This window comes from Streptomyces sp. MMCC 100, assembly GCF_041538145.2.
Taxonomy (GTDB): Bacteria; Actinomycetota; Actinomycetes; order Streptomycetales; family Streptomycetaceae; genus Streptomyces.
Genome location: NZ_JBGORK020000001.1, coordinates 196144 through 222922, shown reverse-complemented (window position 1 = coordinate 222922; position 26779 = coordinate 196144). Strand labels below are relative to the sequence as shown.

Here is a 26779-nt window from a genome sequence, read left to right as displayed (position 1 = left end):
CGGGGCCGAACCGGCCGTCCGGCTAGAGCTTGGAGCTTCCGGTGACGTGGGTGACTGCGCAGAGAACGGCGAGCACGGCGAACGCGACCGGTACCGACGTCCCGCCCTGGCGGGGCCGCGGGCGAAGGCGACGGCACGCGCGGGTCGCGGCGCTGGCCCTCGGTCTTGCGGCGGCCCTGACCGCGTGCACGGACGGCGGGGCCGCCGACGGCGGCTCGGACGGCGGCGGCACCACGTCCTCGGCGGCGCCCGGCGCGTCCGCGAGCTCCGGCCCGGGCGGCGACGCGGGCGGATCGCCGTCGGCGGGTGCCACCGGCGAGGTGGAGGGCAGCTGGCTGGCGACCTCCGACGGCCAGGCCGTCGCCCTGATGGTCACCGGCGGCAAGGCGGCCCTCTTCGCCACCGGCGGGACCGTGTGCAGCGGCACGACGGACGAGACGTCCGGCACCCCGACGATCCGCCTCAAGTGCACCGACGGCAGCGACGACCGGACGACCGGCAAGGTCGGGGCGGTTGACGAGACCTCGCTCACGGTGGACTGGGAGGGCGACGTCGGCGAGGAGACGTACACCAGGTCCGAGGGCGGCTCGCTGCCGCCGGGCCTGCCGACGGCCGGTATCGGTTCCTGAGCGGGTGTTCGCCCCGGCGGGGGCGGGGGCCGCGAGGTGTGGGTGGGGGCCGCCGCCAGGCGGGGCAGGGTGCCGCCGGGCCGGCCGTGTCCGCTCCTACTCCAGCGGCCGGCGGCGGCCGACCCGGGCGGCGTCGGCCGCGCGGGTGCCCTCCGTCCAGCCGGCCGCGTCGGCAACGCCGCGCAGCCGGGTCGTGGTCGTCTCCGGGAACATGCGCTCCATGCGGTCGGTGACCGCGACCTCGCGGGAGGCGAGCACCGGCAGGAGGTCCGCTTCCTTCGCCGCCGCACCGGTGGCCGCTTCCGCGGCGGCCCGCAGTCTGGTGCCCGCGCGATGGGCGTAGGCGGCGAGGAACGACTGCCGGAAGGTCTTGGTGCGCTTGCGCCCGCCGGCCCGCTGCCCGGCCTCCGCCTTCACCATCGCGGCCTCGGCCTGCACCAGCAGGGAGGTGTAGAGGAGTTCGACCGCCTCCAGGTCGCCCTCGAAACCGACGACCGTGGAGAAACCGAAGGGCTCGTTCCACACGGCCCGGCAGTGGTTGGCGTCGGCCACCGCGTCCAGCAGCACCGCCTTGACCTGCTCGTAGGGCGGCTCGACCCCGATCCGGCAGGCGCCCGGGGCGTCGGGTGAAGGGGCACCGGACTCCAGCAGCGCCTCGTCGACGCTGTGCCGGGCCATCAGCTCCTGCGCCTTGGCGCTCAGCGCCTCCGCCTCCTCGGGATACCCGGTCGCCTCCGCCTTGGCGAGCAGCGCGCGGATGCGGGCGAGGGCGCGGGACTCCGGCCGGGCCTCGCGGCGCGGCGCGTCCGGCGGTTCCAGCGGTTCCAGCGCGGGCAGCCGCAGCAGCAGGCGGTACAGCCGCAGTACGGCCGTGGCGTGCGAGAAGCGGTCGGTACGGGACGGCGGTGTCCCGTCCGCGTCCGGTACGGCGTCGAGCTGCGCCGTCCAGCGGGGACCGCGCGCACGGTCGTGCGGCGCCTGGGCGCAGATCAGCGCGGCCACCAGCCGTACGTGCACGTCGTCCAGTTCGCGCCGCACGATCCGTACGAGGTCGGCGGGCTGCCAGCCGCGCCGCCAGGCCGTGGCCACGAACTCCTCGCCCCGCCGCAGCAGTTCCGCGTCCGACGACGGGTCGGCCGCGAGCAGCGAGGCCGCGGTGTCGAGGGCGTCGTCTGCGGTGTCGTACAGGGCGGTCTCGAAGGCACCGTCGACGGTGCGGGGCGTACTCACCCGGCGATGGTGCCACGACTGTCGAGAAGGCCCCCCTTTTCCACTGTCAACCTTCGGTTGACAGCGCGGGGGGCGCAACCTACGGTTGACACATGACGACCGACCCGAGCATCACGTCATCCGTACGACTCGACGAACTCATCACCGCGATCAAGAAGGTGCATCCGGAGCCCCTGGAACAGCTCCAGGACGCCGTCATCGCCGGCGAGCACCTCGGTGAGGTGGCCGACCACCTCATCGGCCACTTCGTGGACCAGGCCCGGCGTTCGGGCGCGTCCTGGACGGACATCGGCAAGAGCATGGGCGTCACCCGGCAGGCGGCGCAGAAGCGCTTCGTGCCCAAGGAGTCCGCCGACCTGGACGCGAGCCAGGGCTTCAGCCGTTACACGCCCCGCGCGCGCGAAGCCGTGATGGCCGCCCACAACGCGGCCAAGACCGCCGGCAACGCCGAGGGACTGCCCGAGCACCTCGTCCTCGGCCTGCTCACACAGAACGAGAGCCTCTCCGCCAAGGCGATCGCCGCGCAGGGCGTCACCCTCGACGCGGTCCGCGAGGCGGCGCTGGCCGCTCTTCCGCCCGCCGGTTCCGAGGTCCCGGAGCTGGTGCCCTACGGCCCCGCCGCCAAGAAGGTCCTCGAACTCACCTTCCGCGAGGCCCTACGCCTGGGCCACAACTACATCGGCACCGAACACATCCTGCTCGCCCTCCTGGAGCACGAGCACGGCGAGGGCGTGCTCAGCGGGCTCGGCCTCACCAAGGAGGCCACCGAGGGCTACGTCACCGAGGCGCTGGCGCAGTTCATCAAGGTGACCGAGAACAGCGGGGAGGGCGGGCCGGAGGACGACGAGGACTGAGGCCGCCGCCGCGAGGCCCGACAAGGCGAGAGGCGTTGCGGCCCGCCGTAGCCAAGCCGGCAAGGCGACGAGGACTGAGGCTGAGGCCCGCCACCGCCAGGCCGGCAAGGCGACGCGGACCGAGGCCCGCCGCCGCGAGGCCGATGTCAGACCCGCCTGCGAGACTCGCGACATGGCCGAGAGGTGGGCGCTCGCGGTGGCCGAGGGCGGTGGCGTGGACGTCGCGCCCCTCGGCCACGACGGGCTGCCCGCCGGACCGGTGCGGCGGGAGCCCGACCTCGCCGGAGCCGTGCGGAGCAGGCCGGACGTCACCCGCTGGGTGTGGCGGTCCACCGCCGAGATCGCGCCGCGCCTGCTCGCCGCGGGGGTGCGGGTGGAGCGGTGCTACGACGTGGAGGCCGCCGAGACCCTCCTGCTCGGCCACGAGGGACGGTACGGGGAGCCGCACTCGGCCGCGGCCGCCCTGGCCCGGCTGCGCGGCGGCCCCGTGCCGCCCGACCCGCCGCAGCGCTCCGCCGAACCGGGCGCGCAGTCCCCGCTGTTCGAACCCCAGGCCGTCCACCTCCCCCTCCCCGACCTGCTCACCGTCTACGCCGAACAGCAGCACCGCCACGACCGCTCGGCGCACCCCGACCGGATGCGGCTGCTGACGGCGGCCGAGTCGGCGGGGATGCTGGTGGCCGCCGAGATGAACCGCGCGGGGCTGCCCTGGCGGGCCGACGTGCACCGCGAGGTGCTGCACGACCTGCTGGGCGAGCGGTATGCGGGCGGGGGCGAGCCGCGCCGCCTGGCCGAGCTGGCGGACGAGGTGTCCGCCGCCTTCGGCCGCCGGGTGCGGCCCGACCTGCCCGCGGACGTGGTCAAGGCGTTCGGGCAGGCGGGCGTGAAGGTCGGCTCCACCCGCCGCTGGGAGCTGGAAACGCTGGACCACCCGGCGGTGGAACCGCTGATCGAGTACAAGAAGCTGTACCGGATCTGGGTCGCCCACGGCTGGTCCTGGCTCCAGGACTGGGTGCGCGACGGACGGTTCCGCCCCGAGTTCCTGGCCGGCGGCACCGTCACCGGCCGCTGGGTCACCAACGGCGGGGGCGGGCTGCAGATCCCCAAGGTGATCCGCCGCGCCGTCGTCGCCGACCCCGGCTGGCGGCTGGTCGTCGCCGACGCCGACCAGATGGAGCCGCGGGTCCTGGCGGCGATCTCCCGCGACCCCGGTCTGATGGAGGTGGCCGGCCGGGAGTCCGACCTCTACCAGTCGGTCTCCGACCGCGCCTTCTCCGGCGACCGCGCCCAGGCCAAGCTCGCCGTGCTCGGCGCGGTCTACGGCCAGACTTCCGGCGACGGCCTGAAGAACCTGGCCGCGCTCAGACGCCGCTTCCCCCGCGCGGTGGCGTACGTCGACGACGCGGCCCGCGCGGGCGAGGAGGGCCGGCTGGTGCGCACCTGGCTGGGCCGCACCTGCCCGCCCGCGGCCGGCGCGGCCGACGGTGCCGAGGAGGCGGGCCTGCCGCAGGACGATCCCGCCGACGCCGGGGGCCGCCCCCAGGAGTGGGTGCCGGGCTACGCGTCCACCAACGCCCGTGCGCGCGGCCGCTTCGCCCGCAACTTCGTCGTCCAGGGCAGCGCCGCCGACTGGGCCCTGCTGCTGCTCGCCGCGCTGCGTCGGACCTGCGCGGACATGGCGGCCGAGCTGGTCTTCTTCCAGCACGACGAGGTGATCGTGCACTGCCCCGAGGAGGAGGCCGACACGGTCGTCGCGGCGATCCGGGACGCGGCGGAGCTGGCGGGACGGCTGACGTTCGGGGCGACACCGGTGCGGTTCCCGTTCACCACGGCGGTGGTGGAGTGCTACGCGGAGGCGAAGTGAGGGGCGGGCCCTGCGCCTGCTCCCCGCCCTCCCCGGCGCACGTATGAAAAAAATGGACACCATCGCTTGGGTGGCCTCGCCTCATCATGCGACGGCCCCCACGTATCGGAGACGCCCATGCCCGCCGAGCAGTACGTCCTCACGCTCTCCTGCCCCGACAGGCGAGGCATCGTGCACGCCGTGTCCAGCTACCTGTTCATGACGGGATGCAACATCGAGGACAGTCAGCAGTTCAGCGACCACGACACGGAGCGGTTCTTCATGCGGGTCGCGTTCAGCGCCGAGCCGCCCGTGTCCGTGGACAAGCTGCGGGCCAGCTTCGGTGCCGTCGGCGACTCGTTCCGGATGGACTGGCAGATCCACGGGGCGAAGGAGCGCATGCGGATCGTGCTGATGGTCAGCAAGTTCGGGCACTGCCTGAACGACCTGCTGTTCCGCTCGAGCACCGGCGCACTGCCGGTGGAGATCGCCGCCGTCGTCTCCAACCACCCGGACCTCGGCGGCCTCGTCGCCACGCACGGGATCCCCTTCCACCACATCCCCGTGACGAAGGACACCAAGGCCCTCGCGGAGCAGCAGGTGCTCGACCTGGTCGAGGCGGAAGAGGTCGAACTGGTGGTGCTGGCCCGCTACATGCAGATCCTCTCGGGCCACTTCTGCAAACAGCTCAGCGACCGGATCATCAACATCCACCACTCCTTCCTGCCGAGCTTCAAGGGCGCCAAGCCCTACCACCAGGCGCACGCCCGCGGGGTGAAGCTGATCGGCGCCACCGCGCACTACGTGACCGGCGACCTCGACGAGGGGCCGATCATCGAGCAGGAGGTCCGCCGGGTCAGCCACGCGGTCACCCCGGAGCAGCTGGTGGCCATCGGGCGCGACCTGGAGGCCCAGGCGCTGGCCAGGGCCGTCGAGTGGCACAGCGCGCGGCGTGTCCTGCCCAACGGGCACCGCACCGTCGTCTTCGCCTGACGGCGCCGCTGCACCCGACCGCCCGGCCGCCCGGCCGCCCGGCGCCGTGGGTATAGGCGCCGTGTAGGCAGGGCTCCGAAGGTACCGGGGACGGCACGACGGCCGTCTTGAGGAGTCTGCGAGGAAGCCCTTGAGCACGGCAGCGATAGATGTGATCTGTCCGGCCTGGAACCGGTCCGAGGCCATCCGCACGACCATCGACAGTGTGCTCGCCCAGACCTTCGAGGACTGGCGCCTGATCGTGGTGTCCGACGGCTGCACCGACGACACCGACGACGTGGTGCTCTCCTACGAGGACGAGCGCGTCCAGCTGATCCGCACGCAGCGGCACGGCCACCCCGGCGGCCCCCGCAACATCGGCCTGGCCGCCTCCACGGCACCGGCCATCGCCTACCTCGACTACGACGACGAGTGGCTCCCCGACCACCTGGCCGTGCTGCAGCGCGAGTTCGACGCCGGGGCGCGCCTGGTGGCGACGGCGAGCATCGGCATGAACGAGCAGGGCGGGGAGGAGTACCGCTCGCACCCGCTCAACGGCCTGTGGCACCCGCAGCTGCAGCTCCTGTGGCCGCTGTACGAGCCGTCCCGCGTCGGCCACGTGCGCGGACTGCCGGAGAGCGTCGGGGGCTGGACCACCGACCACGTCGGGATGGAGGACTGGGACCTGTGGCTGCGGCTCGCCGACGCCGGTGAGCGCTTCACCACGGTGCTGGACCGTACCGTCCGGATGCTGCTGCGCGACACCTCGCGGCGGCGCACCATGACCGTCAGCCACCGCCTCACCCTGGGCTCACTGCCCGACGAGGCGGCCTGCACCAAGCTCACCGAGGCGATCGGGACGCCGGCGGTGCAGGACGAACTGCGGGCGTGCTTCGCCGGTGAGATGCTCCGCTTCTACCGCGCGATCACCGACGCCGGCGAGCTGGTGACACCTCGCGGCATGAGCACCGACGAGGCCCTGACCGGCCTGGAGAAGTTCGTCACCGACCCCACCGTGCCTATGCTGCGCGAACTCGCGTACGTGGCCGAGGAGGGCGGCTACGCGGTCGTCCACCCCCTTCAGTGCAGCAGCGACCGGCACGCCGAGCGGCTCCGGGAGTTCCTGCGCCGCCACGACGCCGGCCGGCACGCGATCGTGCGCCGGCTCATCGAGGCCGTCGGCGCCTGACGGCATGCGGCCCGGCCCCGAACCGATGCACCGCTCCCGAGCGACTCGACAGCAAGGTAGGGAAAGCTCCATGAAAGCTTTGGTCCTGGCCGGCGGCGCGGGCACCCGGTTGCGTCCGATCACACACACCTCGGCCAAGCAGCTGGTGCCGGTGGCCAACAAGCCGGTGCTCTTCTACGGTCTGGAGGCGATCGCCGAGGCCGACATCATCGAGGTGGGGATCATCGTCGGCGACACGGCCGAGGAGATCCGCGAAGCGGTGGGCGACGGTGCCCGGTTCGGGCTGAAGGTCACCTATATTCCGCAGGCTGCCCCGCTCGGCCTCGCCCACGCGGTGCGCATCGCCGAGGAGTTCCTCGGCGACGACGACTTCGTGATGTATCTCGGCGACAACTTCGTCGTCGGCGGGATCACGGGGCTGGTCGACGCCTTCCGCGCCGAGCGGCCCGACGCCCAGATCCTGCTCACCCGGGTCGCCGACCCCACCGCCTTCGGCGTCGCGGAGCTCGACGAGCGCGGCCGGGTCGTCGGCCTGGAGGAGAAGCCCCTGCGGCCCAAGAGCGATCTGGCGCTGGTCGGGATCTATCTCTTCACCCCGGCCATACACCAGGCGGTGCGCTCCATCGAACCCTCCTGGCGGGGCGAGCTGGAGATCACCGACGCCATCCAGTGGCTGATCGACGGGGACCGGACGGTACGGTCCACCGCGATCTCCGGCTACTGGAAGGACACCGGGAACACGGCCGACATGCTGGAGGTCAACCGCTCGGTCCTCGACACCCTGGAACCGGCGGTCCACGGCCGGGTCGACGCGTGCTCGGAACTCATCGGGCGGGTCGTGATCGAGGAGGGCGCCGAGGTCAGCGGCAGCCGGATCGTCGGTCCCGTGGTGATCGGCGAGGACACGGTGGTGCGCGACGCCTACATCGGCCCGTACACGTCGGTGTCCGCCAACTGCCGTATAGAGCAGAGCGAGATCGAGTACTCCATCGTCCTGCGCGGTTCCTCGGTCCGCGGTGTCCGCCGTATCGAGGCCTCCCTCATCGGCCGCGACGTCGAGGTGACACCGGCCCCCCGCGTCCCCTCCGCCCACCGGCTCGTGCTCGGTGATCACAGTAAGGTGCAGATCTCGTCATGAGCAGCAGAATCCTCGTCACCGGCGGCGCCGGCTTCATCGGCTCCCACTACGTGCGCACCCTGCTCGGTCCCGACGGCCCGGGCGACATCCGCGTCACCGTGCTCGACCTGCTCACCTACGCCGGCAATCCGGCCAACCTCGACGAGGTCCGCGACCACCCCGGCTTCGCGTTCGTGGAGGGCGACATCTGCGACGCCGGCCTCGTCGCCGGGCTGATGGCCGAGCACGACGAGGTGGTGCACTTCGCGGCCGAGTCGCACGTCGACCGGTCGATCGAGGGCGGCGCCGCGTTCGTGCGGACCAACGTGCTCGGCACGCACACCCTGGTGGAGGCCGCCCATCAGGCGGGCGGCCGCAGGTTCGTGCACGTCTCCACGGACGAGGTCTACGGCTCGATCGACTCCGGCTCCTGGCCGGAGACCCACCCGCTGTCCCCCAACTCGCCCTACTCCGCGGCCAAGGCCTCCAGCGACCTGCTCGCCCTGGCCTACCACCGCACCCACGGCCTGGACGTCCGGGTCACCCGCTGCTCCAACAACGGCCAGGGCCGTCTCGAGGCCCGCGACGGTGGGGCCCACGTCCGCAGCGGCGTCCCGACGCTGGTCGTAGGTCACCCATTGGGCGGTGGCGGGATCGGAGGGGTCGGGCACGATCGCGACGGCGCGGAAGTCGCCGCGTGTGCGCGCGTGCTCGGTGAGGATCTGGACGACGTTCGAGGCACCGGACAAGTCAGCCATGCTGCGCGTACTCCTGTGTTCGTGGGGTCGCCGCGGCGCGCTCGGCACCGGGCGTGCGGGTCAGGAACGGCGGCCCGGGAGCCAGGGGGTGATCTGGTCGAGCACCGGCTGCTCGTCATCGAGGTAGAAGTGGCCGCCGGGCAGCACACGGGTGCCGAAGGCGTTGCCCGCGCAGGCCCGCCAGTGGGTCAGCTGCTCGGGCGAGACGTCCGGGTCGTCGCTGCCGCCGAGCACCAGCACGGGCGCGCGCACCGGAAGCGGCGGGGTGCGCAGGTATCCGGCCACCACGCCGAAGTCGGCGCGGATGGCGGGCAGCACCAGTTCGAGCAGCTCCGGGGAGTCCAGCAGGTCGACGAAGTCGTCGTTGAGGCGGCGCAGTTCGTCGATGAGGCCCGCGTCGTCCAGGATGTGCCGATCGTGGTTCTCGCGCTCGTGCGGGGCCCGCGACCCGGAGACGGCGAGCAGGTCCACGACCCGTCCGTGCCGGCGTTCCAGTTCGAGGGTGACCTCGTAGGCGACGATCGCGCCCATGCTGTGCCCGAACAGGGCGAGGGGTTCGCCGAGGAAGGGTTCGAGGGAGTCGGCGACCGGTCCGACCAGGTCGTCCATGGCGGCCGGCGGGGCCTCCCCGAGCCGGTCCTGTCGGCCGGGGTACTGCACTCCGTGCACCTCGACGTCGGCCGGCAGGCCCGCGGACCAGGTGCGATACGCCTGCGCGGTGCCGCCGGCGTGCGGGGCACACACGAGGCGGCACCTGGGCCGCGTCACCCGGCGGAACGTCTTGAGCCACCGTGATCGCGTGTTCAGGTCCTCAATGGTCACTGTCTTGGCCTCCCGTCGCGCTTGCGCCCACCAGCGAAACCACCGGCGCTATCCGGCCTCTATAAGCACGTGTGGAGGCGTTGCGGAGGCGTGGGCCCGGCACGACGACGAAGCGGCGGCCCCCGGAGTTCCGGGGGCCGCCGCTTCGTCGTCGTGCCGGGTGCTCGTACGGTCTCAGACCGCCTGCCGCTTCAGCGTCTTCGAGGTGACCGCGACTCCCGCGCACAGCGCCGCCACCAGGGTGCCGATGATCGCGAGGACCACGACGCCCGAGTTCAGGTGCAGGCCGACGTCCGACGAGGTGGACTCGGAGAGGCCGGCCGCCATGCCGGCCAGCGGGGGCAGGGTCACCAGCACGCCGAGGGCGGCGCCGATGACGATGACCAGGGTGGTCTCGCCGGCCGAGGTGAACAGGAGCTGGCGGACGGTGCCGCCGGCCGACTTCATCACACCGAAGTCGCGGCGCCGGCCGTGCGCGGCCATGGCCATGGAGTTGGCGACGGCGATGACGCTGTAGCCGACGGCGATGACGATCAGCATCATGGCGAGGGACTCGGTGAGCTTGGCGTCGGTGTTGTAGTCGGCCAGGGCGTACTCGGCGGCGTCGTGCAGGGCGACTCCGGGGACCGCGGTCGAGGCCTTGGCGTCGCCGGGGACGAAGATGTCGTCGGTGAGCGCGGCCGGGTCGTGGGCGCGGACCAGGTCACGGGCGACCACGAAGTCTCCGCGGGCCGGGTCGTCGGGCAGCACCTGGGAGACACGGAGCGTGACGGTCGCGCCGTCCGCGAACCGGACCGGAACCTCCTGGCCCTCCTTCAGACCGAGGGCACCGGCCGTCTTCTCGCCGAGCACCGCCTCGCCGGGCTTGTTCCACTTCGCGTTCCGGCTGCCGAGGACGTCCAGGACGGTGTACGACCCGGCCTCCTCGCCGTTCTTGCCCTGCGCCGTGTCGACGAAGGCCCGGGTCGGCAGCGCCGCCTTGCCCACGGGGTTGTCGGCGACGACCTCGTCGGTGTTGCCGGGGGTGCCGTCCGGCGTGACGATCGTCTGGCCGGCGACCTTCAGCGCCTCACCGGCCGGGTAGGCGACCCGCATGGTCGACACCATGCCGCTGAGCAGGACGGCGAAGCCGACGGCGGCGATCACCGGGGCGACCAGCGAGGCGGCGCGGCGCGGGTTGGCGACCAGCTCGGCCCGGACGAGGACCGGGGCGGCCTTGCCGCCGCGCTGGAACGGCGCGGTCAGGAACCGGCCGACCGGTCCGACGAACACCGGGGTGAGCAGGGCCGCGGCGACGATCAGCGTCATGGTGGCGGCGATCGCCATGTTGATGCGGTTGTCCGCGGTGGAGGTGGCGGTGCCGATCGCGAGCAGGACACCCAGGCCGAGCACGGTGAGGCCGGCGATCCAACGACCGCGCCCCATACCCGTGTTGGCCGAGCGGCTGTCGAGCAGCGCCTCGATGGGGGCGACCTTGGCGGCCTTGCGGCCCGCGCTCCAGGCGCCGATCACGCTGACCCCGACACCGACGAGGGCGCCGGTGAGCAGCGGCCAGGCGGCGACGTCGATCTCCATGCCGGGCGGTGTGACGTCCAGGCCCTTGAGGATGGAGAGCAGCTGCGGCGTGGCGGCGACGCCCACGAGGCAGCCGGCGATCGAGCCGGCCAGCCCGACCACGGCGGCCTCGCCGAGGATCATGCGCCGGATCTGCTTCGGCGAGGCGCCGATGGTGCGCAGCAGACCGATCTCACGGCGGCGCATCCCGGTGGACAGGACCAGCATGGAGGCGACCACGAACACCGTGGTGAACAGGCCGAGGAGGGCCATGGCGCTGATCAGCTGGACGCCCAGGAAGCGCTTGTGCTCGATGTACTCGGGCTGAAGTTCGGACCGGCCGTCGCCGGAGACCACGCTGCCGTTGTCGCCGACGACCTTCTTCGCGCCGGAGACGATCGCGCCGGTGTCGGCGTCCTTGTCGGGGATCAGGGCGATGGCGGCCACGCCCGGGTGCTGCCCGGCCGCGAACCGCTCGCTGAAGTAGTAGCCGGGGCCGTCCACCGTGCCGACGACCCGGAACTGCTCGCGGCCCTCGGTGATGTTGACGGTCAGCTCGCTGCCCACGGCGGCGCCGAGGTCGCGGTCGACGACGACCTCGTTCGCGGCGGCGGGAGCACGGCCGGAGACCAGCTTGTACGGCGCCATCTGCGCGCTGCCGAAGCCGTGCCCGGACTCGTCGGCGCCCTCGTCGGTGACGGGCTCGCCGTTTCTGATCGCCTGGGCGTAGAAGGAGCGGTCGACCACGGCGTCGGCGACACCGGGGATCTTCTCCAGACCGGAGACGAGCGGCTCGGCCTCGGAGGCGCTCCACGGCATCCGGTCCTCGGGGCTGCCGTCGGCGTCGACGGCCTGCGGCGGCAGGGCGAGGGCCGTGGTGCCCTCGTAGCGGGGCTGCACCTTGGCGCGGGCGGAGTCGTAGATGACCAGGGTGGTGGTGATCAGGGCCACGCCGACCAGGACGGCGACGAAGGCGCCGAGGAAACCGGACCAGCGTTCACGGACGTTCGCGAGGATCAGCATGACGGTCAGGCCTCCAGCCGGGCCATGTGGGTGGCGATCGCGGCGGCGTTGTCGGCGCCGGCCTGTTGGTCGAGGTGGATCCGGTCGGCGATCCGGCCGTCCTTGAGGAAGACGACGACGTCGGCGTGGGCCGCGGCCACCGGGTCGTGGGTGACCATCAGGGTGGTCTGGCCCTCCTGGTCGACCAGCATCCGCATCATCCGCAGCACTTCGCGAGAGGTGGCGGTGTCCAGGGCGCCGGTCGGCTCGTCCGCGAAGAGGACGTCGGGCCGGGTGACGAGGGCGCGGGCGAGGGCGACGCGCTGCTGCTGGCCACCGGACATCTCGCTGGGGCGGTGCCCGGCGCGGTCGGCCAGTCCCACGGAGGCGAGCGCCGCGGAGACCTGCTCGCGGCTGACCTTGCGGCCGGCGAACCGGGAGGGCAGCTCGACGTTCTGCGCCGCCGTCAGGGACTCCACCAGGTTGAAGGCCTGGAACACGAAGCCGACGTGCTTGCGGCGCAGCTCGGTGCGCTGCATCTCGTTCTGCCGGCCGATGTCCACGCCGGCCAGGACGATCTGCCCGTCCGACGGCTGCTCGAGGCCGGCCGCGCACTGGAGCAGGGTCGACTTGCCGGAACCGGAGGGGCCCATGATCGCGGTGAAGGTGCCGCGGCGGAAGGAGAGCGACACGCCGTCCAGGGCGGTGACCTGCCGTCCGCCGGTGCCGTGGACCTTGCGCACCGCGTGGAGTTCGACCGCGTCCTGCGTGGGGGTGATGTGGCTCGTCGTCGTCATGCTCAGATTCCACTGCACCGGAGGGGGTCCGGGCACTGACCCGCTCTCTACTCCTGGGGTAGAGGCAGCTCTACCTCTCCCGCGTTCTCGGAGATCCGCGAGAGACGCCGTGGTTACGTTGACCGTATGCAACCCACAACGGCCTGGCAGGCCATGGCCCAGCGCCCGCTGAGCTTCCTGACCTCCAGCTGGCCCTGGCGGTCCCTCGCGTACCTGAGCGGCGGTGTCCTGGTCGGGGCCGCGGCGGTGCTCTTCTTCGCCCTCGGCCTGGCCGCGGGCCTGGTCCTCCTGGTCGTGCTGATCGGTGTCGCGCCCCTGGTCGGCCTGGTCTTCACCTCCACCGTGGTCGCCACGGTGGAGCGCCGCCGGCTGCGTCTGGTCGACCTCGACCGGGTCAGCGACCCGCACCGGGCCCCGGAGGCCCCGGGGCTGCGCGGCTGGGTCGCCACCCGGCTCAAGGAGCAGGCGACGTGGCGGGAGCTGATGTTCACGCTGCTGTCGGCGGTCGCCCTGTGGTGGCTCGACCTGATGGTGCTCGGCTTCTCGTTCGGACTGCCGGCCACGACGATCGCCTCGACCGACGGCGAGACCTGGCCGTGGACGGTGTTCGGCGTACTGGTGCTGCTCTCGACGCCGTACACGGTGACGTCGTGGGCGGGCGCGCGCGCCGCCATGGCCCGCTCCTTCCTCGCCCCGCGCGACCGGGAGCTGGGCGAGGAGCTGCGCGAGGTGCGCGCCTCCCAGTCGCGGCTGCTGGACTCCTTCGACGCCGAGCGGATCCGCATCGAGCGCGACCTGCACGACGGGGCCCAGCAGCATCTGGTGTCGCTGGGCATGACGCTGGGCCTGATGCGCCTGGACGTCGAGCCGGGATCGCCGCAGGACGAGCTGCTCACCCGGGCCGAGCGTCAGCTGTCGACGGCCCACCAGGAGCTGCGGGCCCTGATCCGGGGGCTCAATCCCCCGGTGCTCGCCGATCACGGGCTCGTCGCCGCCATCGAGGACTACGCGGGCCGCTTCCCGATCCCGGTGACGGTCGATCTGAACCTGCCCGAGCGGCTGCCCAGGAAGCTGGAGACGACGATGTACTACCTGATCAACGAGGCCATGACGAACATCGCCAAACACAGCGGTGCCAGGACCGCCGCGGTGCGCGGTCGCTATCATTCCGATCTGTTGGTTCTCGACATCAAGGACGACGGCCAAGGCGGGCTCGATCCCGCGGGCAGTGGTGTGACGGGTCTCGCGGACCGGGTCACCGCCCTCGACGGCCGGATGCGGGTGTCGAGTCCGTCCGGTGGTCCCACCCTGTTGCACGTGGAGGTTCCGTGTCGCTTCGCCTGATCGTGGCCGAGGACGCCGTTCTGTTGCGCGAAGGGCTGGTCGGGCTGCTCGAACGGGTCGGACACGAGGTGGTGACGGCGGTCGGCGACGCCGACGCCCTGCTCGCGGCGGTCCGCGCCGACCGCCCGGACCTGATCGTCACGGACGTGCGGATGCCGCCGTCGCTCGGCGACGACGGGCTGCGGGCGTCGGTCGAGCTGCGGGCGGAGTTCCCCGGGCTGCCCGTGCTCGTGCTCAGCCAGTATGTGGAACGCTCGTACGCCCTACGGCTGTTGGACTCGGGCGGCGGTGCCGGGGTGGGCTATCTGCTCAAGGAGCGGGTGAGCGCGGTGGCGGACTTCACGGCCGCGATCGAGCGGGTCGCGGCCGGCGGGACGGTGGTGGACCCCGAGGTCATCCACCAGCTGGTCCAACTGCGCCAGGACCCGCTGGAGCGGCTCAGCGCCCGGGAACGCGAGGTGCTCTCACTGATCGCGCAGGGCCGCACCAACGCGACGCTGGCCAAGCAGCTGTTCATCAGCGAGGCCGCCGTGAACAAGCACATCGGCAACATCTTCACCAAGCTGGACCTCCCGGTGGACACCGAGGGGCACCGCCGGGTGCTGGCGGTACTGGCGTACCTGCGGGCGTGACACGGCGGCCCCCGGGGGTGTCTTCCGTCCCCGGGGGCCGCCGTGCCGGGGGCCGCTCAGTCGCACATGGCGACCAGGATGCGGCGGGTGCCCTCGAAGGGGCGGCGGCCGTGGCCCGTGAGGACGTTGTCGATGACGAGGACGTCGCCCTCGCGCCAGTCCACGTCCACGGCCAGCTCCAGGCCGACGTCACGGATGTGCGTGACGTACTCGTCGGGGATGAGGCCGCCGTCCGCGAACGTGACGTACTGCGGGAACTCCTCGGGCGCCAGGATGTCGTACAGCTCCTTGGAGGTCTCGTCGCCGAGGCCGGCCGGGTGCCACTGGTCGGCCTGGTTGAACCAGACCTCGACACCCGTCACCGGGTGCGTGGTGGTGGCCTTGCGGTGCTGGACGACGCGGATGCCGTCCGGGCCCCACTCCCACTCGGCCTCCGCGGCCTTCAGGTAGCGCTCCACCTCGGCGCGGTCGTCGGTCTCGAAGGTGTCCTGCCAGCTCTTGCCGAGGCCGTAGCCGTCGTGCAGGTTCTGCACGTAGCGGATCCCGCCCGCGAACGCCTCCCGGACCTCGGGCCGCAGGGACTCGAGCCACAGCTCGCCGTCCACTACGGGGGTCGCGCCGCCCGACTCGGCGGCCTTCTCGCAGTAGAAGGCGAGCCGCGACGGCCAGCGGCGGGCGTAGTTCAGCTCGTTGTGCATCGAGATGGTGAAGCGCTGCGGGTACTCGGTCGAGGTGTACAGGTTGCCCTTGACCCGGGTGCGCGGCGAGTTGCCGTGCACGTACGGCAGCCGGGTCGGCAGCAGCCGGTCGAGGACCGGGTCGATGGACTCCGGTGTGACCCCGAAGCCGCGGAAGACGAGCGCCTTGTGCTCGGTCAGCAGATCGGTCAGGCCCTCGGCGCCCAGGCCGGTCAGGTGCGCGGCCAGGTCACGGCCGCCGGCCCCGTCCTCGGTGATCTCGTGCGGGGCCCAGGTGGGGTTCTCGCTCAGGGTGGTGCTCATGACGTCTCCTGCTCCTATCGGGAGATGGTCTCGTTCAGCTTGCCGAGCTTCTCGATGCCTTCGAGTACGGCCCTCGGCTCCACGCCGAAGTCCACCAGGCAGCCGATCTCGTCGACGCCCAGCGCCTGTACGCGCGGCACCAGCTCGGCGGCCCGTTCGACGCTGCCGAAGAGGCCGCCGCTCTCGAAGTAGCGGTCGAAGGCCCGGGCGGCGAGGTAGTCCATGTCGTCGGCGTTGAGCTGGGACAGGTCCGTGTCCTTGCCGGTGAACGACTTGGCGGTGAGGTTGGCGGAACTCTTCAGGTAGTGGGTGAAGGGCTCCCGCACCTGCTCGCGGACCTGCTCCAGGTCGTCACCGAGCAGGGTGTGCAGCATCAGCACGACATGACCGGACCAGCCGTCGTGCTCCTCGGCGGCGACCCGCCGGTACTCGGCGATCTTCCCGGCGACCTCCTCCAGGGACTGGCCGAGCAGATGGGTCAGGATGCCGGCCTTCATCCGGGCGGCGGCCCGGAAGGTGTCGACGCCGCCGGCCGAGGTCAGCCACACCGGCAGCTCGGGCTGGACGGCGGGCGGGTAGGCGCGGATGTCGACCGGCCGGCCGAGCCCGTCCGTGGTGGACAGTGCCTCGCCGCGCCACAGCCGGCGCACCTCCTCGGCGGTGTCGCGGACCAGGGCGCGGCGGTCGGCGTGGTTCTCCGGTCGCAGCGCGAAGTCCACGGTGTTCCAGCGCGAAGGCGACGCCCGCGCGGCCGCCGGACAGGTTGTCGACCACCGACCACTCCTCGGCGATCCGCGCCGGGTGGTGCAGCGGGGCGACGACGCTGCCGGCCCGGATGCCCACCCGCTGGGTGCACATCGCCACGGCGGCGCCGAGCACGGACGGGTTGGGGTAGGCACCGCCGAAGGGGTCGAAGTGCCGCTCGGGGGTCCATACGGCGGCCAGGCCCGACCGGTCGGCGAGCTTCGCCCCCTCGATCAGCAGCTCGTAGCGGCCGGCCTCCCCCGGCGCGGTCGAGTCGTGCGCGAAATAGAACAGGCTCAGGTCCATGGACGGTCCGGGGCGACCCCACCGCGCCGAGCGCCAGGATCCGGCCGACGGCGCACCAGCGCATGACCGCGCGCCGGTCCCACCGGTCCACCAGAACTCCCGCCGGCAACTGGACGACGGCCTGCGGCAGTACGGCCGCGGTCGCCGCCAGGCCGACCGCCTCGGCCGAACCGCCGGAGATCTGGAGCGCGAGCAGCGGGTAGCAGACGCTGCTCATCCGGGACCCGAAGAACTGAAGCCAGTTGCCGGTCCACAGCAGCAGGAAGTCGCGGTTGCGGCGCAGCGGGGGCGGTGCCGCGACCGTGGTGTCGTCCAGCGCTGTCATGCGCCGAGCCTGCGCGCTGCTTCTACGGCGGTTCTACGAGCGCCGGTGGGGGCCCCGCCCCGGGCCGCCCCGTCCAGCGCCGCGAGCCGCTCGGCCAGGACGCGGCCGACGTGGGCGACCGGTCCCGGCCGCGTCATGAGGCCCTCGTGGTCGCTGTCCACGTCGTGGTTGACGATCTCGCCGCCGACGTGAGGCGCCCAGGCCCGGTGGCCGCGTTCGCGGGCCAGTGCTCCCCGGCCGCGTTCGGCAGTGACGAAGAGCATGTCGCCGCCGAACCGGGGCGGGGTGTGCGCCCACATGAGCCGGGTGTTGTTGACGTAGACGTCCTTCATGGCGAGGATCTCGTGCTCGTCGAACCGCGCCATCACCTTGTTCTCGCGGGCCAGGAAGGCCCGGTAGCGCTCGATCGGGAAGGTCTCCGGGGTCAGTTCGCCCTCCTGGAGGTCGAAGCCGATCGCCCGCAGGTTGTGCGCGACGATCGTCGCCTCGGAGGGCGGTTCCGAGCCGGCCGCGTCGGCGACCGGGTAGGCGTCGAGCACGGCGAGGAGCTCCACCCGCTCGCCCCGGCGCTCCAGTTCGGCCGCCACGGCGTGCGCGATCGTCCCGCCCACCGACCAGCCGAGCAGCCGGTACGGTCCTTCGGGCGCGGTGGCGGTGATCCGGTCGGCGTAGTCGGCGGCCATCTCCGCGAGGGAGGCGGGCAGCAACTCCACACCGTCGGTACCGCGGGCCTGGAGTCCGTACAGCGGGTACTGCGGGCCCAGGTGGGCGAGCAGACCGAGGTAGACCCAGCTGAGGCCGGCGGCGGGGTGCACGCAGAACAGCGGGGATGCCGAACCGGAGGCCCGCAGCGGCACCAGCACGCCGTGCCCGTCGCGCGCGCCGTCCGCACCGTCCGCGCCCTGCGGTCGCAGCTTCCGCAGCAGTGCGTCGGGCGTGGGGGCCTGGAAGAGGCGGCGCAGCGGCACGTCGACGCCGAGGACGGACCCGACGCGGCCGACGAGCCGGGTCGCGAGCAGGGAGTGCCCCCCGCTCTCGAAGAAGTTGTCGTCGAGCCCGAAACTCGCGAGGCCGAGCACCTCGGCGAACAGGGCGCACATCAGCTCCTCGCGCGGGGTGACGGGCGAGTGTCCCGCACCGCGCACGCCGTAGTCGGGTGCGGGCAGCGCGGCCCGGTCGACCTTGCCGTTCGGGGTGAGCGGCAGGGCGTCGAGGACGACCACCGCCGCGGGCACCATGTGCGCGGGCAGGGTCTCCCCCAGCCGGTCGCGCAGGACGGGGCCGAGTCCGGCGTCGTCCCGGTGCCTCACCGGATCGTTGGTCCGGGGCCGGGGGTCGGGCCCGGACGCCGGCCGGTGGACGCCGGCGAGAGCCAGGTCCACGGGGCCGTCCCCGCGGACGAACAGGGCGTCCAGCGCGCCGTCCGCCGAGTCCTCGGCCGCCCAGGATGTCGAGCGGGGCGGAGTCGAAGTGGACGGCGCACTGGTAGAGGGGGCTTTCCGGTGCCAGCCGCTGAGCCACCCACACGCCGAGTTGGGCGGCGGTGACCGGCAGGCGGACCTCGTTGCGAACCTCGGAAAGTGCCAACCGACTCACGCTCCCAGAACGGTGTACCGATGCGGACCTCAAGGACGCGCACACCGCACGACGGCGCGACGCTCCGAGCGGAGGCTCTCCTCACGGCCTATCTCGGCCCTATAGGGACGCGCAGATCAGCCGTTCAACATCGACACGCACGGAGGTGGCGTCCGCCCCGGGCCGGCGCGGCGGGCGACGTCATCACGCACGGCTGTCCACCGGCTGCGCACGGGAAGCGCATGGGAAGCGTCCGGAATTCAAGGTCGCACGACAGCAGAAACCCCAGGTCGGATTTCCCGACCTGGGGTTTCAATGGAGCCGCCTTCGGGATTCGAACCCGAGACCTACGCATTACGAGGTCATTTAGGCCCCTAGCTTGACCTGTACTGGAACCCTCGCAGGCCGGTTGACCTGCGGATATGGCATCCCGCCCTGTCCCTCGTTATCCCGGCCTATCTGGTTCTCATGTGTACGTGATCCGTACGAGAACGAGAGTGGCGCCGCCACATGCGGAGACATGGTGGCGGCGCCTACGGCCGGACCCTTTCCACAGAAGGAGTCCTGACCGTGCAGCACACCGTATCCGCCGACGGTCGCCCCGTCGACCAGCGCATACCGTTCGCCGTAACCCCGCTCGCCCTCGACGGCATCCCGTCGCCCCGAGCCGCCTGCCCGCCCTGGTGCAGCGCCCCCGCCAGCGACCACCTGTGCAGCAGCAGCGAAGCGCGCATCCCGCTCGGCGACGCGGCCGCCCTCGGCGCCCAACTCGTCAACGTCGACGACGCTCCGGTGCTCGTCGTCTTCAGCGACGACGCGACCGGCGTCGACCTCGACGTCGACGGCGTCGACCGGCTCATCGAGGACGTCGAGGCGTTCCTGCCCAAGCTGCGCGCTCTGCGCGAGCAGCTCACGAACGGCGGCCGCCGATGAGCAGCATCCGCGAACCCCTGTACGGCGCGGCCGCGGCCCGCATGCGTGACCGGCTGCGCGAGCCCAGCGACGTCGCCGTCGCCGTGAGCGTCGCCCGCCGGCTGCTCGACGACTTCGCCGACGTCGACCACGGCGACGTGTTCGCCCTCAACCAGGCGCACGGCGCCATCACCGAGGCCCTGCGCATCCTGCTGCGGGCCGTCGACACCGAGACGGGTGAGCGCGCGTGAAGCACGACTACCTCAAGACGGGTGCGCTGCTCGCCGCCCTGGTCGCCACGGCGTCCGCCGAGTACGAACTCGCCCGCGCCGTCGGCTTCAACCAGTGGGTAGCCGCGGCCGTCCCCGGCGCCCTCGACATCTACACCGTCCGCGCCATGCGCGCACACCGCGACGTGCTCGCCGCCGTCGCCGCGATGATCGGCGTCAACGCGGCGAGCCACCTCGTTACGGCCGGCCTGCTGCCGGTCGACTGGCCGCTCGTCGTCGCGGTCGCCGCAATCGCGCCCCTGGTCCTGTGGCGGGTGCACCGGCTCGCCGACGTACCCGACGAGCAGCCCGTCGACACACCTGTCGAGTACGCCCCGGTGCCGGAACCGGAACCCGTACCCGAGGCGCACCCGGTGATCCCCGAGGCCGTACCCGACGGCGCCCGCCTGCTGCCGATCGTGGCGCGGCCGGCGCCCGAGCAGCGGGCGCTCGTACTCGCCGCAGACGAGCCGCGTACCCGCGTCGAGGTACGCGCCGAGTACGTACCCGAGGCGCCCGAGCCCGACGTACCCGACCCGCTCGCGGCGTACGGGCTGGGCGACACCGCGCAGCAGTTCCGCGGCGAGCTGCTCGCCGGTGAGGTGCCCTCGATCCGCAGCATCAAGGACCGGGTGCGGTGCGGTCAGCCGCGGGCCGAGGCGCTGCAGAACGCGTTCCGCGCGTTCGTCGAGCGGCAGGAGGTGCGGGCGTGAACGACGACCTCACCAGGGCGGCCGCCGACGCGGTCGAGGCTTCGGACAACTCCGAGATGGTGCGGCAGATCGCCGCGATCCTTGCCGCGCAACAGTTGCTCAGCCAGCACCAGGCGCCCGCGCCGGCGCCCGCGCCCGCGCCGCGGACCGAGTTCGACGCGAAGAAGTGGCTCGTGATCGGCGGCGTCGCCGTGTCGGTGGGCCTGGTCGGCGCCCTGTTCGCCGTCGCGATCGCCATCGGCGCCGTGTGCGCGACCACGTGCCTGCTGATCCTGCGGTCGGTGTGGCGCGACATGCAGAAGGGGCGCTGACCTGCCCTTCCGTCCCCCGCGGCTCGCCCGTGGGGGTGCGGTAGGGCCGGACAGTCCGGCCCACATGAGAGGAGCCACGATGGCCGACGACCTCGACTTCCGAGACTTCACCGCCAGCGAAAAGGTTCGCCTCGCTGGTCTGATCGCCCGCATGGCCAAGCGCGGCATCGCCGACGACGGCACCGGCAACGTCGACCTTTCCGACCTCAAGCGCAAGTTCGAGCGCATCGAGAACCAGGCCCGGCGCCGCAAGAACGGCAAGTAGGTACGCCCCGGGGCGGCCGTACCCGGCACAGGTACACCGGCCGCCCCGGGTGCCCGATCACCCGACTGAGTAACCGGAGAGACCAGGATGACGGACCTTCACGCCCCCGCCCGCACCGGCACCCCGGGTACACCCGTACCCGCCGTACCCGAGCAGCCGAGTACACCGCCCGAGCCCGTACCCGCCGCGAACGACGGACCGCCGAAGCGGACGCGCCGGCGGGTACGCATCGACCACCTTCGGCGAGTCGTCGTCGAGGCACGCGAGCACACCGCGTACCGCGTCGTTGTCCGCCACGGCGCCTACGTCGTCGGCGGCGCCCGCATCCTGGGGCGCCGTACCTGGGACGCGCGGACCGCCGCCCGGTACGAGCGGATGCTGAGGATCGCCGAGGCGGCCGGGAACGACGACGCGATCCGTGAGTGGGAGGCACGCGGGCACGCCTACCGGGCCGCGCGGCACAAGCGGCGTATGGAGCTGCTCAGTCTCGTACTCAACGCGCCGAAGGCGATCGCCGCCGGCCTCGCCTCCACTGCTGCACTGCTGCTGCTCATCGGAGGGGCGCTGGCCTACTCCAGCGGCGACCTGCACGACGTCCTCACGCCCCTCGACGCCGTCGTCGACTTGGTGCGCTGGGTCGCGTTCATCGCTGGCGTGGTGTGGGCACCGCTGCTCGCGTCGCTGCCGTGGCTCATGCTCGCCGCGATGTGGGCGACCGGCCGAGCCCGGAACACGGCGCCCACGTGGGCGCTGCCGGCCGACGCGGCGCAGCGCGACGTCGTGCCCGACGAAGGCGCGATCTTGACTGCGCTGCAGCACCTCGGGCTGCCCGCGCTGAACAAGGCGTTCAAGGAGGGGTGGCAACCGCGCTGGGTGTCGCCGACGACGCGGCTCGGCAACGGCTGGCACTCGCAGCTGCAGCTTCCCCTCGGCGTCACGGTCGAGATGATCAACGGTAAGAAGACGGTGCTCGCGCACAACCTGCTGCGCAAGCCGATCGAGGTGTGGCCGACGGAGCCCAAGCAGCAGCCCGGCGTGCTCGAACTCTGGGTCGCCGATCAGGGCTCGCTGTCCGGCCCGGTGCCGCCGTGGCCGCTGCTGTCCGAGGGCACGACCGACTACTTCAAGGGCGTGCCGCTCGCCGTGTCGCAGCGTGGCGACCAGGTCGTCGGAAAGCTCATGGCCGCGAACTACATGGTGGGCGGCATCATGGGCTCGGGTAAGTCGTCGCTGGTCATCGCGCTACTGCTCGGCGCGATCCTCGACCCGCTCGTCGACGTCGAGGCGTACGTCATGGCGTACAACGTCGACTACGACCCGCTGAAGCCGCGCATGCGCGCCCTGGTCAAGGGCGACGACGACGAGCAGATCGAGGCGGCACTGCACGCCCTGCGTGCCCTGCGCGACGACGTCACCGCCCGCGGCAAGCTGCTTGAGGACCTCGGCGGCGACTCGGTGCGCCTCACCCGCGAACTCGCGCTGCGCGATCCCCGGATGCGGCCCCGCGTCGTCGTGTTCGACGAGTGCCATGAGCTGTTCATGCACAAGAAGTACGGGGCCGAGGCTGCCGAACTCGCCGTGAAGGTGATGAAGAAGGCCCGGAAGGTCGGCATCACCCTCGTGTGGGTCACCGTGTCCCCGACCGCCGACAGCATCCCGCGCGACGTCACCCGCAACACCTCCCACCGCGTCGCATTCGCCGTCGGCGACCACGTCGCCAACGACGGGCTGCTCGGCTCGGGCAAGCACCGGGCCGGCATCACCGCGACGACGCTCATTCCCGGCGAGGACGTCGGCACGGCCGTGACGGTCGGCTTCACGAAGAACCCGTTCGAGGTCGTGCGCTCGCACTACGTGCGCAAGGACGAGACAGCCGACCAGGTGACGCCGGTCGTCGAGCGGGCGCTGCAGCTTTACACCGGCGCGGACATCGATCACGACGGGCCGCAGAGCACGTTCGAGCCCGTCGACCACCTTGCCGACGTCGCCGCCGTCCTCGGCGACGAGACGCGGATGCGGACGCAAGAGGTACTGCAGGGGCTCGTCGAGCGGGACCCGGACACCTACCGCGGGTGGACGTTCGCCGACTTGAAGCGGGCACTGGAGCCGTACGGCGCGCAGCCGTACAAGTCGAACGGCGTGCAGGTCGTCTCTCGCGTCCGCGTCCAGGACGCCATCCTTGAACGGCTCGCCGAGGACGTCGACGACACCGAAGACGAGTAGGGAGGCGCTCGGATCTCGGGGAGTTCTCCCCGGCCGGGTCCCTCCGCCTGCCTCCCCCGGCTGACCTGCGGCAACCGCCATGCAGGGAAGCCGGGGAGGCCAGGGAAGCAGCCCCCGGAACCGGCCCGGAACGGCGGCCGGCGCCCGCCCCGCTCGCCTCCCTCCCCACACGAAAGCGGCCCCCGTCCATCGCCGGACGGGGGCCGCTCGTGTGCTCAGCTCTCGGGCGGCCGGCTGTACTTCCCGAGCGTCGCCTTACTCGTCGAGGCGTCCATGAGACGCAGCTCCCACGGCCCCGTGTTCACGTCGAACTCCTTGCCGAACCCGACCCACTTACCGGCCATCCGGCGGCCCGTCGGCTCGACGAGCATCTGCAGCGCGCCGAAGTAGCGGGCGCCCCGGTAGTAGCCCTCGCTCGCCGTCTGCTCCGTCCACGTGCCCGTGACCGTGTTGCCGTCCAACTGCAGATCGAGCGACAGCGGGCTGTCCGGGTTCAGCGATCCGCCCGGCAAGCTCTGCGCCGTGAGCCGGTTGCCGTGCTGCAGCAGCACGACGTAGTGCTTCCCGACGAACGTGTCGCCGCGGCCCGACGAGTAGAACTCGTACGTGCTCAGCCATACGCCCGAGTAGTTCCCGCGGGCAGGAGTGGGCTGCACCGTGGGTGCGCCGGCCGCCGCCGGGATGCCGACTGGCGAGCCTTCGAGGTCGTGCCCGCCCTCGCCGTCGTCCGAGACGTGGGCGAGCAGTACAGGCATGCTGAACCCGAGCGACTCGATCGGCAGGCCCGTGACGGACTGCAGGGCGCGGGCGTAGACCGGCCGGGGCGCCGTCGTCTTGCCGCTCTCCCACCGCTGCACGAGCCGCTTCGAGGCGTCGTTGCGCTGACCGAGTTGCTCGCCGGCGTCACGGATCGCGCGAGCGAATTCGTCCTGAGACATGAGCAGCCCCATACGGACCGCCCGGAGGGTGCTGTTCGGTGTGGACATGCGATCACGGTAGACCCCCCGGCCTCGGAATGACACCGGATTGACGCCCTCTTGGTCGCCCGAATGACGCCCCCCACGCCGCCGCGCAGGGCGACATAGCGGCGACATTCTGTGACCATGACCACACGTCAGACGACCACGGCCGAACCCGTCGAACTCGGCCTGCCGCTCGACGAACCACAGCCGCGAGCAGGCTGCGACGTCTGCGGCGCCCTCGCCGGACAGCGCGCCACGGCCCGAGCCAGCGGCGACCACTCGAAGGTGAGCGACCTCAACGTCGAGATGCGCAACCACCACAAGCCCAACCGGGCGACCGCGCGGCGAACAGCGGACGCGTCATGAGCGAGCAGAGCAGCGAGCCGCAGCAGCTCGTCGACGACCACGACGACCAGGCCGACGACTGGACCACGTCCTTCCGCGCCCTACTCGACCACGGCTCGAAGTGCGCCACCTGCGCATCGTCCGCGGCCGGCTGCAGCGTCCACCGCGACCTGTGGCGTACGAGCCGTGACCTGCTGCGGCGGGGAACATCAGCCGGTCATCGGTGCTCACGGTGACGCGGAAGTGCAGCCCGCCCCCCTGGGGGGTGGCTCCCCTCCCCCCGCCCTCTGGGCGCTCGGGAGGTGCTGTGGGCGTCGGTCTGTACGGGTCTGGGGGATCCGGCTGCGACTCCCCTTCCTGGCCCGTGACGGCACCGTGAGCGCCCGTCCGGCGGGTGCCGAGGGTGATCCGACCCCCGGATCGGGCAGGCGGACGCCTGTCGCTTCGGCGTGTCGCGCCGTGGCGTTTGTCCTGGTCAGCCGCTTAGAAGCGTTACACCGCACGAATGGCGAAGCGCCCCGCCTGCCGGTTGGCTGGCGGGGCGCTGGGGTAGGCGCTGGGCGGTCAGTGCACCATGCGCAGTGCTCGCGCCCATGGCTCCCGGTCGGCCGGGATGGACAAGGACCGACCAGGTGACTTTGACGCCTGGTCTGTCAGGCGGCAGGCGGTCCGTCGAACGGATCCGTGCCGCGGCGCCGGCCGCTGCTGAACTGCCGGTCGTTGAGCGGGTCGCGGTTGTCGTCGGCGTGGGCGGCTGTCCACTCGTCGAGCCGGGCTCGCGCCGCGCGGCCGCGCTCGCCGCCCTGGGTGGCGAGCCGTTCGAGCCACATGCGGTTGCCGCGGTTGTCGAGGTCGACGTCTGCGAGCGCGTCGGCGACCGTGTCGCTGGACAGCGGGCCGATCAGTTCGCGGTAGAGCTTGCTGCCGTCGACGGGCGTGCGCTTCTTGTGGTCGGTCATGATCGCTCCTCAGTCCTCGATCTTTTCGAAGTGGGTGTGCACGTCGCCGTTCGGGTAGCGGGTGCGCACCGGCCGGCGCCGCGGCTCGCCGGTGACTCGCTGCTCGGGCGCCTCGCCTTCCCGCTGCACGGCGTTGCCGCGCTGGGAGACGTACGCGTCGGTGAGTTCGCCGATGGTCGGCACCCACAGCCGCACCTTCGGGTTCGACAGCAGCCACAGCAGCCACTCGCGGTCGTGCTGCACCTCGAACGGCTTGTTCGGGTACTCGACCGGCCACGGCGGCCGTACGATCCGTTCCCCCTTCTGCGCCGGCGTCCATTCGGGCCATACCTCGGTCACGTTCTCGATCTCGGACCAGACGTTGAAGATGCCGCGGAAGCCGACCGTGCCGAACTTGGTTCCGATCGCTTCGCCGATCACGTACTCGGTGAGCTTGCGCTGTGCGCTGCGGATGGCCGCGTATCGCTGGACCACAGCGGCGATCCCGGACCAGGCGGCGACCGTGTCGGGGCCGCCGTCGATGGCGCCCTGCGGGTCATGCACGCCGCGGAGGGCGGCCGCCATGGGTCGGGCCTGGTCGAGCAGCTCGTCGAGGACGGGGCGCAGGGCGCGCAGCCCGTGATCGGCGCCTGCTTTGGTGGTGTTCTCGCAGCGGTTCGCCAGATTCCTTTCAACGCCGGCCAGGATCTGCAGCTCGGCGACGAGGAACGCTCGTGCCTGTGTCGCTTCGACGGAGCGCCGGCCGAGGTCCTCGGGGATCGGCTTGCCCTCGGTCACCGCTGCCAGCGTCTCGGCGACGAGGTTGTCGGCTCCGGTGACGGGCGCGGAGTGCACGGCCTCGATGCGCTCTTGGACGGCGGCGAGGGCGCCCTGCGCGTCGCGGAATCCGGGAATGGCGTCGCGGGCGACGTCGAGCGGGTCGCGCTGCCCGGTGCTGGTGTCGGTGGTCATCGCGGACCCCTTCTGTTGCTGTGTGTAATCACGTTTCGGAGGGCTTTGGTCGGGGCGAAAGAAGGGGGAGTAAGCGAAGTAAACCTGTTTCCGCTGGTCAGCGGCTCGCCTTACCTCCCCCTTGTTTCGCCGGTGCGAAATAAGTCGGGCTGCGTTTTCGCTGGTCATCGGCTTA

Annotated in this window: 26 protein-coding genes and 3 pseudogenes; 17 read left to right on the top strand and 12 right to left on the bottom strand. The window is 72.0% G+C overall.

Annotation, left to right across the window (positions count from 1 at the left end):
• The first annotated feature begins 41 nt into the window (after window positions 1-41).
• Window positions 42-629 (top strand): hypothetical protein, encoded by a 588-nt coding sequence (locus ABS735_RS01150; protein WP_373905053.1) that lies wholly within the window; start codon window positions 42-44, stop codon window positions 627-629.
• Between the two features lie 96 nt (window positions 630-725).
• On the opposite strand, the gene ABS735_RS01145 is transcribed toward ABS735_RS01150, so the two are convergent.
• Window positions 726-1859, bottom strand: coding sequence for a DUF2786 domain-containing protein (locus tag ABS735_RS01145; protein ID WP_373905052.1), 1134 nt, complete (start codon window positions 1857-1859; stop codon window positions 726-728).
• A 92-nt stretch (window positions 1860-1951) separates the two neighbouring features.
• Here ABS735_RS01145 and ABS735_RS01140 point away from each other — a divergent pair, with 92 nt between their 5' ends.
• The 6 genes and pseudogenes from ABS735_RS01140 to ABS735_RS01115 form a co-directional block, all read left to right on the top strand.
• Window positions 1952-2713: a Clp protease N-terminal domain-containing protein gene (locus ABS735_RS01140; protein WP_373905051.1), complete on the top strand. Its 762-nt coding sequence runs from the start codon at window positions 1952-1954 to the stop codon at window positions 2711-2713.
• Window positions 2714-2885: 172 nt separating this feature from the next.
• On the top strand, window positions 2886-4577 hold the full coding sequence (locus ABS735_RS01135) for a bifunctional 3'-5' exonuclease/DNA polymerase (RefSeq protein WP_373905050.1): 1692 nt from the start codon (window positions 2886-2888) through the stop codon (window positions 4575-4577).
• A gap of 117 nt (window positions 4578-4694) precedes the next feature.
• Window positions 4695-5549: a formyltetrahydrofolate deformylase gene (gene purU, locus ABS735_RS01130; RefSeq protein WP_373905049.1), complete on the top strand. Its 855-nt coding sequence runs from the start codon at window positions 4695-4697 to the stop codon at window positions 5547-5549.
• A gap of 130 nt (window positions 5550-5679) precedes the next feature.
• Entirely contained in the window at window positions 5680-6717 is a 1038-nt protein-coding gene (locus ABS735_RS01125; protein WP_373905048.1) for a glycosyltransferase family 2 protein, read from the top strand.
• 70 nt (window positions 6718-6787) lie between these two features.
• Window positions 6788-7855, top strand: coding sequence for a glucose-1-phosphate thymidylyltransferase (locus ABS735_RS01120; RefSeq protein WP_373905047.1), 1068 nt, complete (start codon window positions 6788-6790; stop codon window positions 7853-7855).
• Window positions 7852-8394, top strand: a pseudogene (locus ABS735_RS01115) (dTDP-glucose 4,6-dehydratase); the annotation flags it as partial. The gene ABS735_RS01120 and the pseudogene ABS735_RS01115, both read left to right, overlap by 4 nt.
• A gap of 258 nt (window positions 8395-8652) precedes the next feature.
• Here the strand turns inward: ABS735_RS01115 and ABS735_RS01110 are convergent.
• From ABS735_RS01110 to ABS735_RS01100, 3 genes are all read right to left on the bottom strand, one after another.
• The gene (locus ABS735_RS01110) at window positions 8653-9336 is read right to left on the bottom strand and encodes a thioesterase II family protein (RefSeq protein WP_373905046.1); all 684 of its coding nucleotides are present in this window, start codon (window positions 9334-9336) and stop codon (window positions 8653-8655) included.
• 252 nt (window positions 9337-9588) lie between these two features.
• Window positions 9589-11991 (bottom strand): ABC transporter permease, encoded by a 2403-nt coding sequence (locus ABS735_RS01105; RefSeq protein ID WP_373905045.1) that lies wholly within the window; start codon window positions 11989-11991, stop codon window positions 9589-9591.
• Window positions 11992-11996: 5 nt separating this feature from the next.
• Complete coding sequence (locus tag ABS735_RS01100) at window positions 11997-12767, bottom strand: ABC transporter ATP-binding protein (protein ID WP_153178663.1); 771 nt, start codon at window positions 12765-12767, stop codon at window positions 11997-11999.
• A 126-nt stretch (window positions 12768-12893) separates the two neighbouring features.
• Between ABS735_RS01100 and ABS735_RS01095 the strand changes: the two genes are divergently transcribed.
• Window positions 12894-14111 carry a sensor histidine kinase gene (locus ABS735_RS01095; RefSeq protein ID WP_165685249.1) on the top strand — a complete coding sequence of 406 codons (1218 nt, stop codon included), beginning with the start codon at window positions 12894-12896 and terminating at the stop codon, window positions 14109-14111.
• Window positions 14096-14743: a response regulator gene (locus ABS735_RS01090; protein WP_007451941.1), complete on the top strand. Its 648-nt coding sequence runs from the start codon at window positions 14096-14098 to the stop codon at window positions 14741-14743. Before ABS735_RS01095 ends, ABS735_RS01090 begins: the two co-directional genes overlap by 16 nt.
• Window positions 14744-14799: 56 nt before the next feature.
• Here ABS735_RS01090 and ABS735_RS01085 read toward each other — a convergent pair whose 3' ends face one another.
• The 5 genes and pseudogenes from ABS735_RS01085 to ABS735_RS01065 all read right to left on the bottom strand — a co-directional run bounded on the left by ABS735_RS01085 (window position 14800) and on the right by ABS735_RS01065 (window position 18429).
• Window positions 14800-15744 (bottom strand): TauD/TfdA family dioxygenase, encoded by a 945-nt coding sequence (locus tag ABS735_RS01085; protein ID WP_373905044.1) that lies wholly within the window; start codon window positions 15742-15744, stop codon window positions 14800-14802.
• A gap of 14 nt (window positions 15745-15758) precedes the next feature.
• Window positions 15759-16463 (bottom strand): MupA/Atu3671 family FMN-dependent luciferase-like monooxygenase, encoded by a 705-nt coding sequence (locus ABS735_RS01080; RefSeq protein ID WP_373905043.1) that lies wholly within the window; start codon window positions 16461-16463, stop codon window positions 15759-15761.
• A 79-nt stretch (window positions 16464-16542) separates the two neighbouring features.
• A pseudogene (locus tag ABS735_RS01075) lies at window positions 16543-16794 on the bottom strand (LLM class flavin-dependent oxidoreductase); the annotation flags it as partial.
• 34 nt (window positions 16795-16828) lie between these two features.
• Window positions 16829-17119 (bottom strand): annotated as a pseudogene (locus ABS735_RS01070) (MFS transporter); the annotation flags it as partial.
• Entirely contained in the window at window positions 17116-18429 is a 1314-nt protein-coding gene (locus tag ABS735_RS01065; RefSeq protein WP_373905042.1) for a thioesterase domain-containing protein, read from the bottom strand. The pseudogene ABS735_RS01070 and the gene ABS735_RS01065, both read right to left, overlap by 4 nt.
• A gap of 835 nt (window positions 18430-19264) precedes the next feature.
• Between ABS735_RS01065 and ABS735_RS01060 the strand changes: the two genes are divergently transcribed.
• The 6 genes from ABS735_RS01060 to ABS735_RS01035 all read left to right on the top strand — a co-directional run bounded on the left by ABS735_RS01060 (window position 19265) and on the right by ABS735_RS01035 (window position 23387).
• Complete coding sequence (locus ABS735_RS01060) at window positions 19265-19627, top strand: DUF6907 domain-containing protein (protein WP_373905040.1); 363 nt, start codon at window positions 19265-19267, stop codon at window positions 19625-19627.
• Entirely contained in the window at window positions 19624-19857 is a 234-nt protein-coding gene (locus ABS735_RS01055; RefSeq protein ID WP_373905039.1) for a hypothetical protein, read from the top strand. The genes ABS735_RS01060 and ABS735_RS01055 overlap by 4 nt, the downstream gene beginning before the upstream one ends.
• On the top strand, window positions 19854-20588 hold the full coding sequence (locus ABS735_RS01050) for a hypothetical protein (protein ID WP_373905038.1): 735 nt from the start codon (window positions 19854-19856) through the stop codon (window positions 20586-20588). The genes ABS735_RS01055 and ABS735_RS01050 overlap by 4 nt, the downstream gene beginning before the upstream one ends.
• Entirely contained in the window at window positions 20585-20899 is a 315-nt protein-coding gene (locus ABS735_RS01045) for a hypothetical protein (protein ID WP_373905037.1), read from the top strand. The genes ABS735_RS01050 and ABS735_RS01045 overlap by 4 nt, the downstream gene beginning before the upstream one ends.
• 79 nt (window positions 20900-20978) lie before the next feature.
• Window positions 20979-21164 (top strand): DUF6257 family protein, encoded by a 186-nt coding sequence (locus ABS735_RS01040; RefSeq protein ID WP_373905036.1) that lies wholly within the window; start codon window positions 20979-20981, stop codon window positions 21162-21164.
• Between the two features lie 87 nt (window positions 21165-21251).
• Window positions 21252-23387 carry a cell division protein FtsK gene (locus ABS735_RS01035; RefSeq protein WP_373905035.1) on the top strand — a complete coding sequence of 712 codons (2136 nt, stop codon included), beginning with the start codon at window positions 21252-21254 and terminating at the stop codon, window positions 23385-23387.
• Between the two features lie 215 nt (window positions 23388-23602).
• Here the strand turns inward: ABS735_RS01035 and ABS735_RS01030 are convergent, their stop codons facing one another.
• Window positions 23603-24373, bottom strand: a complete 771-nt coding sequence (locus tag ABS735_RS01030; RefSeq protein ID WP_373905034.1) for a helix-turn-helix domain-containing protein — start codon at window positions 24371-24373, stop codon at window positions 23603-23605.
• 117 nt (window positions 24374-24490) lie between these two features.
• On the opposite strand from ABS735_RS01030, the gene ABS735_RS01025 reads away from it, so the two are divergent.
• Window positions 24491-24715 carry a hypothetical protein gene (locus tag ABS735_RS01025; RefSeq protein WP_373905033.1) on the top strand — a complete coding sequence of 75 codons (225 nt, stop codon included), beginning with the start codon at window positions 24491-24493 and terminating at the stop codon, window positions 24713-24715.
• Window positions 24712-24930 (top strand): hypothetical protein, encoded by a 219-nt coding sequence (locus ABS735_RS01020; protein WP_373905032.1) that lies wholly within the window; start codon window positions 24712-24714, stop codon window positions 24928-24930. The genes ABS735_RS01025 and ABS735_RS01020 overlap by 4 nt, the downstream gene beginning before the upstream one ends.
• A 417-nt stretch (window positions 24931-25347) precedes the next feature.
• On the opposite strand, the gene ABS735_RS01015 is transcribed toward ABS735_RS01020, so the two are convergent.
• Together ABS735_RS01015 and ABS735_RS01010 are read right to left on the bottom strand one after the other, a co-directional pair.
• The gene (locus tag ABS735_RS01015; RefSeq protein WP_373905031.1) at window positions 25348-25653 is read right to left on the bottom strand and encodes a hypothetical protein; all 306 of its coding nucleotides are present in this window, start codon (window positions 25651-25653) and stop codon (window positions 25348-25350) included.
• A gap of 9 nt (window positions 25654-25662) precedes the next feature.
• Window positions 25663-26604, bottom strand: a complete 942-nt coding sequence (locus ABS735_RS01010) for a hypothetical protein (protein WP_373905030.1) — start codon at window positions 26602-26604, stop codon at window positions 25663-25665.
• Between the last annotated feature and the right edge of the window lie 175 nt (window positions 26605-26779).

Bases quoted from the DNA above. Each gene is read 5' to 3' on its own strand.
- ABS735_RS01140 (WP_373905051.1), top strand. From the start codon at position 1,952: ATGACGACCGACCCGAGCATCACGTCATCCGTACGACTCGACGAACTC.
- ABS735_RS01135 (WP_373905050.1), top strand. From the start codon at position 2,886: ATGGCCGAGAGGTGGGCGCTCGCGGTGGCCGAGGGCGGTGGCGTGGAC.
- purU (WP_373905049.1), top strand. From the start codon at position 4,695: ATGCCCGCCGAGCAGTACGTCCTCACGCTCTCCTGCCCCGACAGGCGA.
- ABS735_RS01120 (WP_373905047.1), top strand. From the start codon at position 6,788: ATGAAAGCTTTGGTCCTGGCCGGCGGCGCGGGCACCCGGTTGCGTCCG.
- ABS735_RS01105 (WP_373905045.1), bottom strand. From the start codon at position 11,991: ATGCTGATCCTCGCGAACGTCCGTGAACGCTGGTCCGGTTTCCTCGGC.
- ABS735_RS01100 (WP_153178663.1), bottom strand. From the start codon at position 12,767: ATGACGACGACGAGCCACATCACCCCCACGCAGGACGCGGTCGAACTC.
- ABS735_RS01095 (WP_165685249.1), top strand. From the start codon at position 12,894: ATGCAACCCACAACGGCCTGGCAGGCCATGGCCCAGCGCCCGCTGAGC.
- ABS735_RS01085 (WP_373905044.1), bottom strand. From the start codon at position 15,744: ATGAGCACCACCCTGAGCGAGAACCCCACCTGGGCCCCGCACGAGATC.
- ABS735_RS01055 (WP_373905039.1), top strand. From the start codon at position 19,624: ATGAGCAGCATCCGCGAACCCCTGTACGGCGCGGCCGCGGCCCGCATG.
- ABS735_RS01040 (WP_373905036.1), top strand. From the start codon at position 20,979: ATGGCCGACGACCTCGACTTCCGAGACTTCACCGCCAGCGAAAAGGTT.
- ABS735_RS01035 (WP_373905035.1), top strand. From the start codon at position 21,252: ATGACGGACCTTCACGCCCCCGCCCGCACCGGCACCCCGGGTACACCC.
- ABS735_RS01030 (WP_373905034.1), bottom strand. From the start codon at position 24,373: ATGTCCACACCGAACAGCACCCTCCGGGCGGTCCGTATGGGGCTGCTC.
- ABS735_RS01025 (WP_373905033.1), top strand. From the start codon at position 24,491: ATGACCACACGTCAGACGACCACGGCCGAACCCGTCGAACTCGGCCTG.
- ABS735_RS01020 (WP_373905032.1), top strand. From the start codon at position 24,712: ATGAGCGAGCAGAGCAGCGAGCCGCAGCAGCTCGTCGACGACCACGAC.
- ABS735_RS01015 (WP_373905031.1), bottom strand. From the start codon at position 25,653: ATGACCGACCACAAGAAGCGCACGCCCGTCGACGGCAGCAAGCTCTAC.
- ABS735_RS01010 (WP_373905030.1), bottom strand. From the start codon at position 26,604: ATGACCACCGACACCAGCACCGGGCAGCGCGACCCGCTCGACGTCGCC.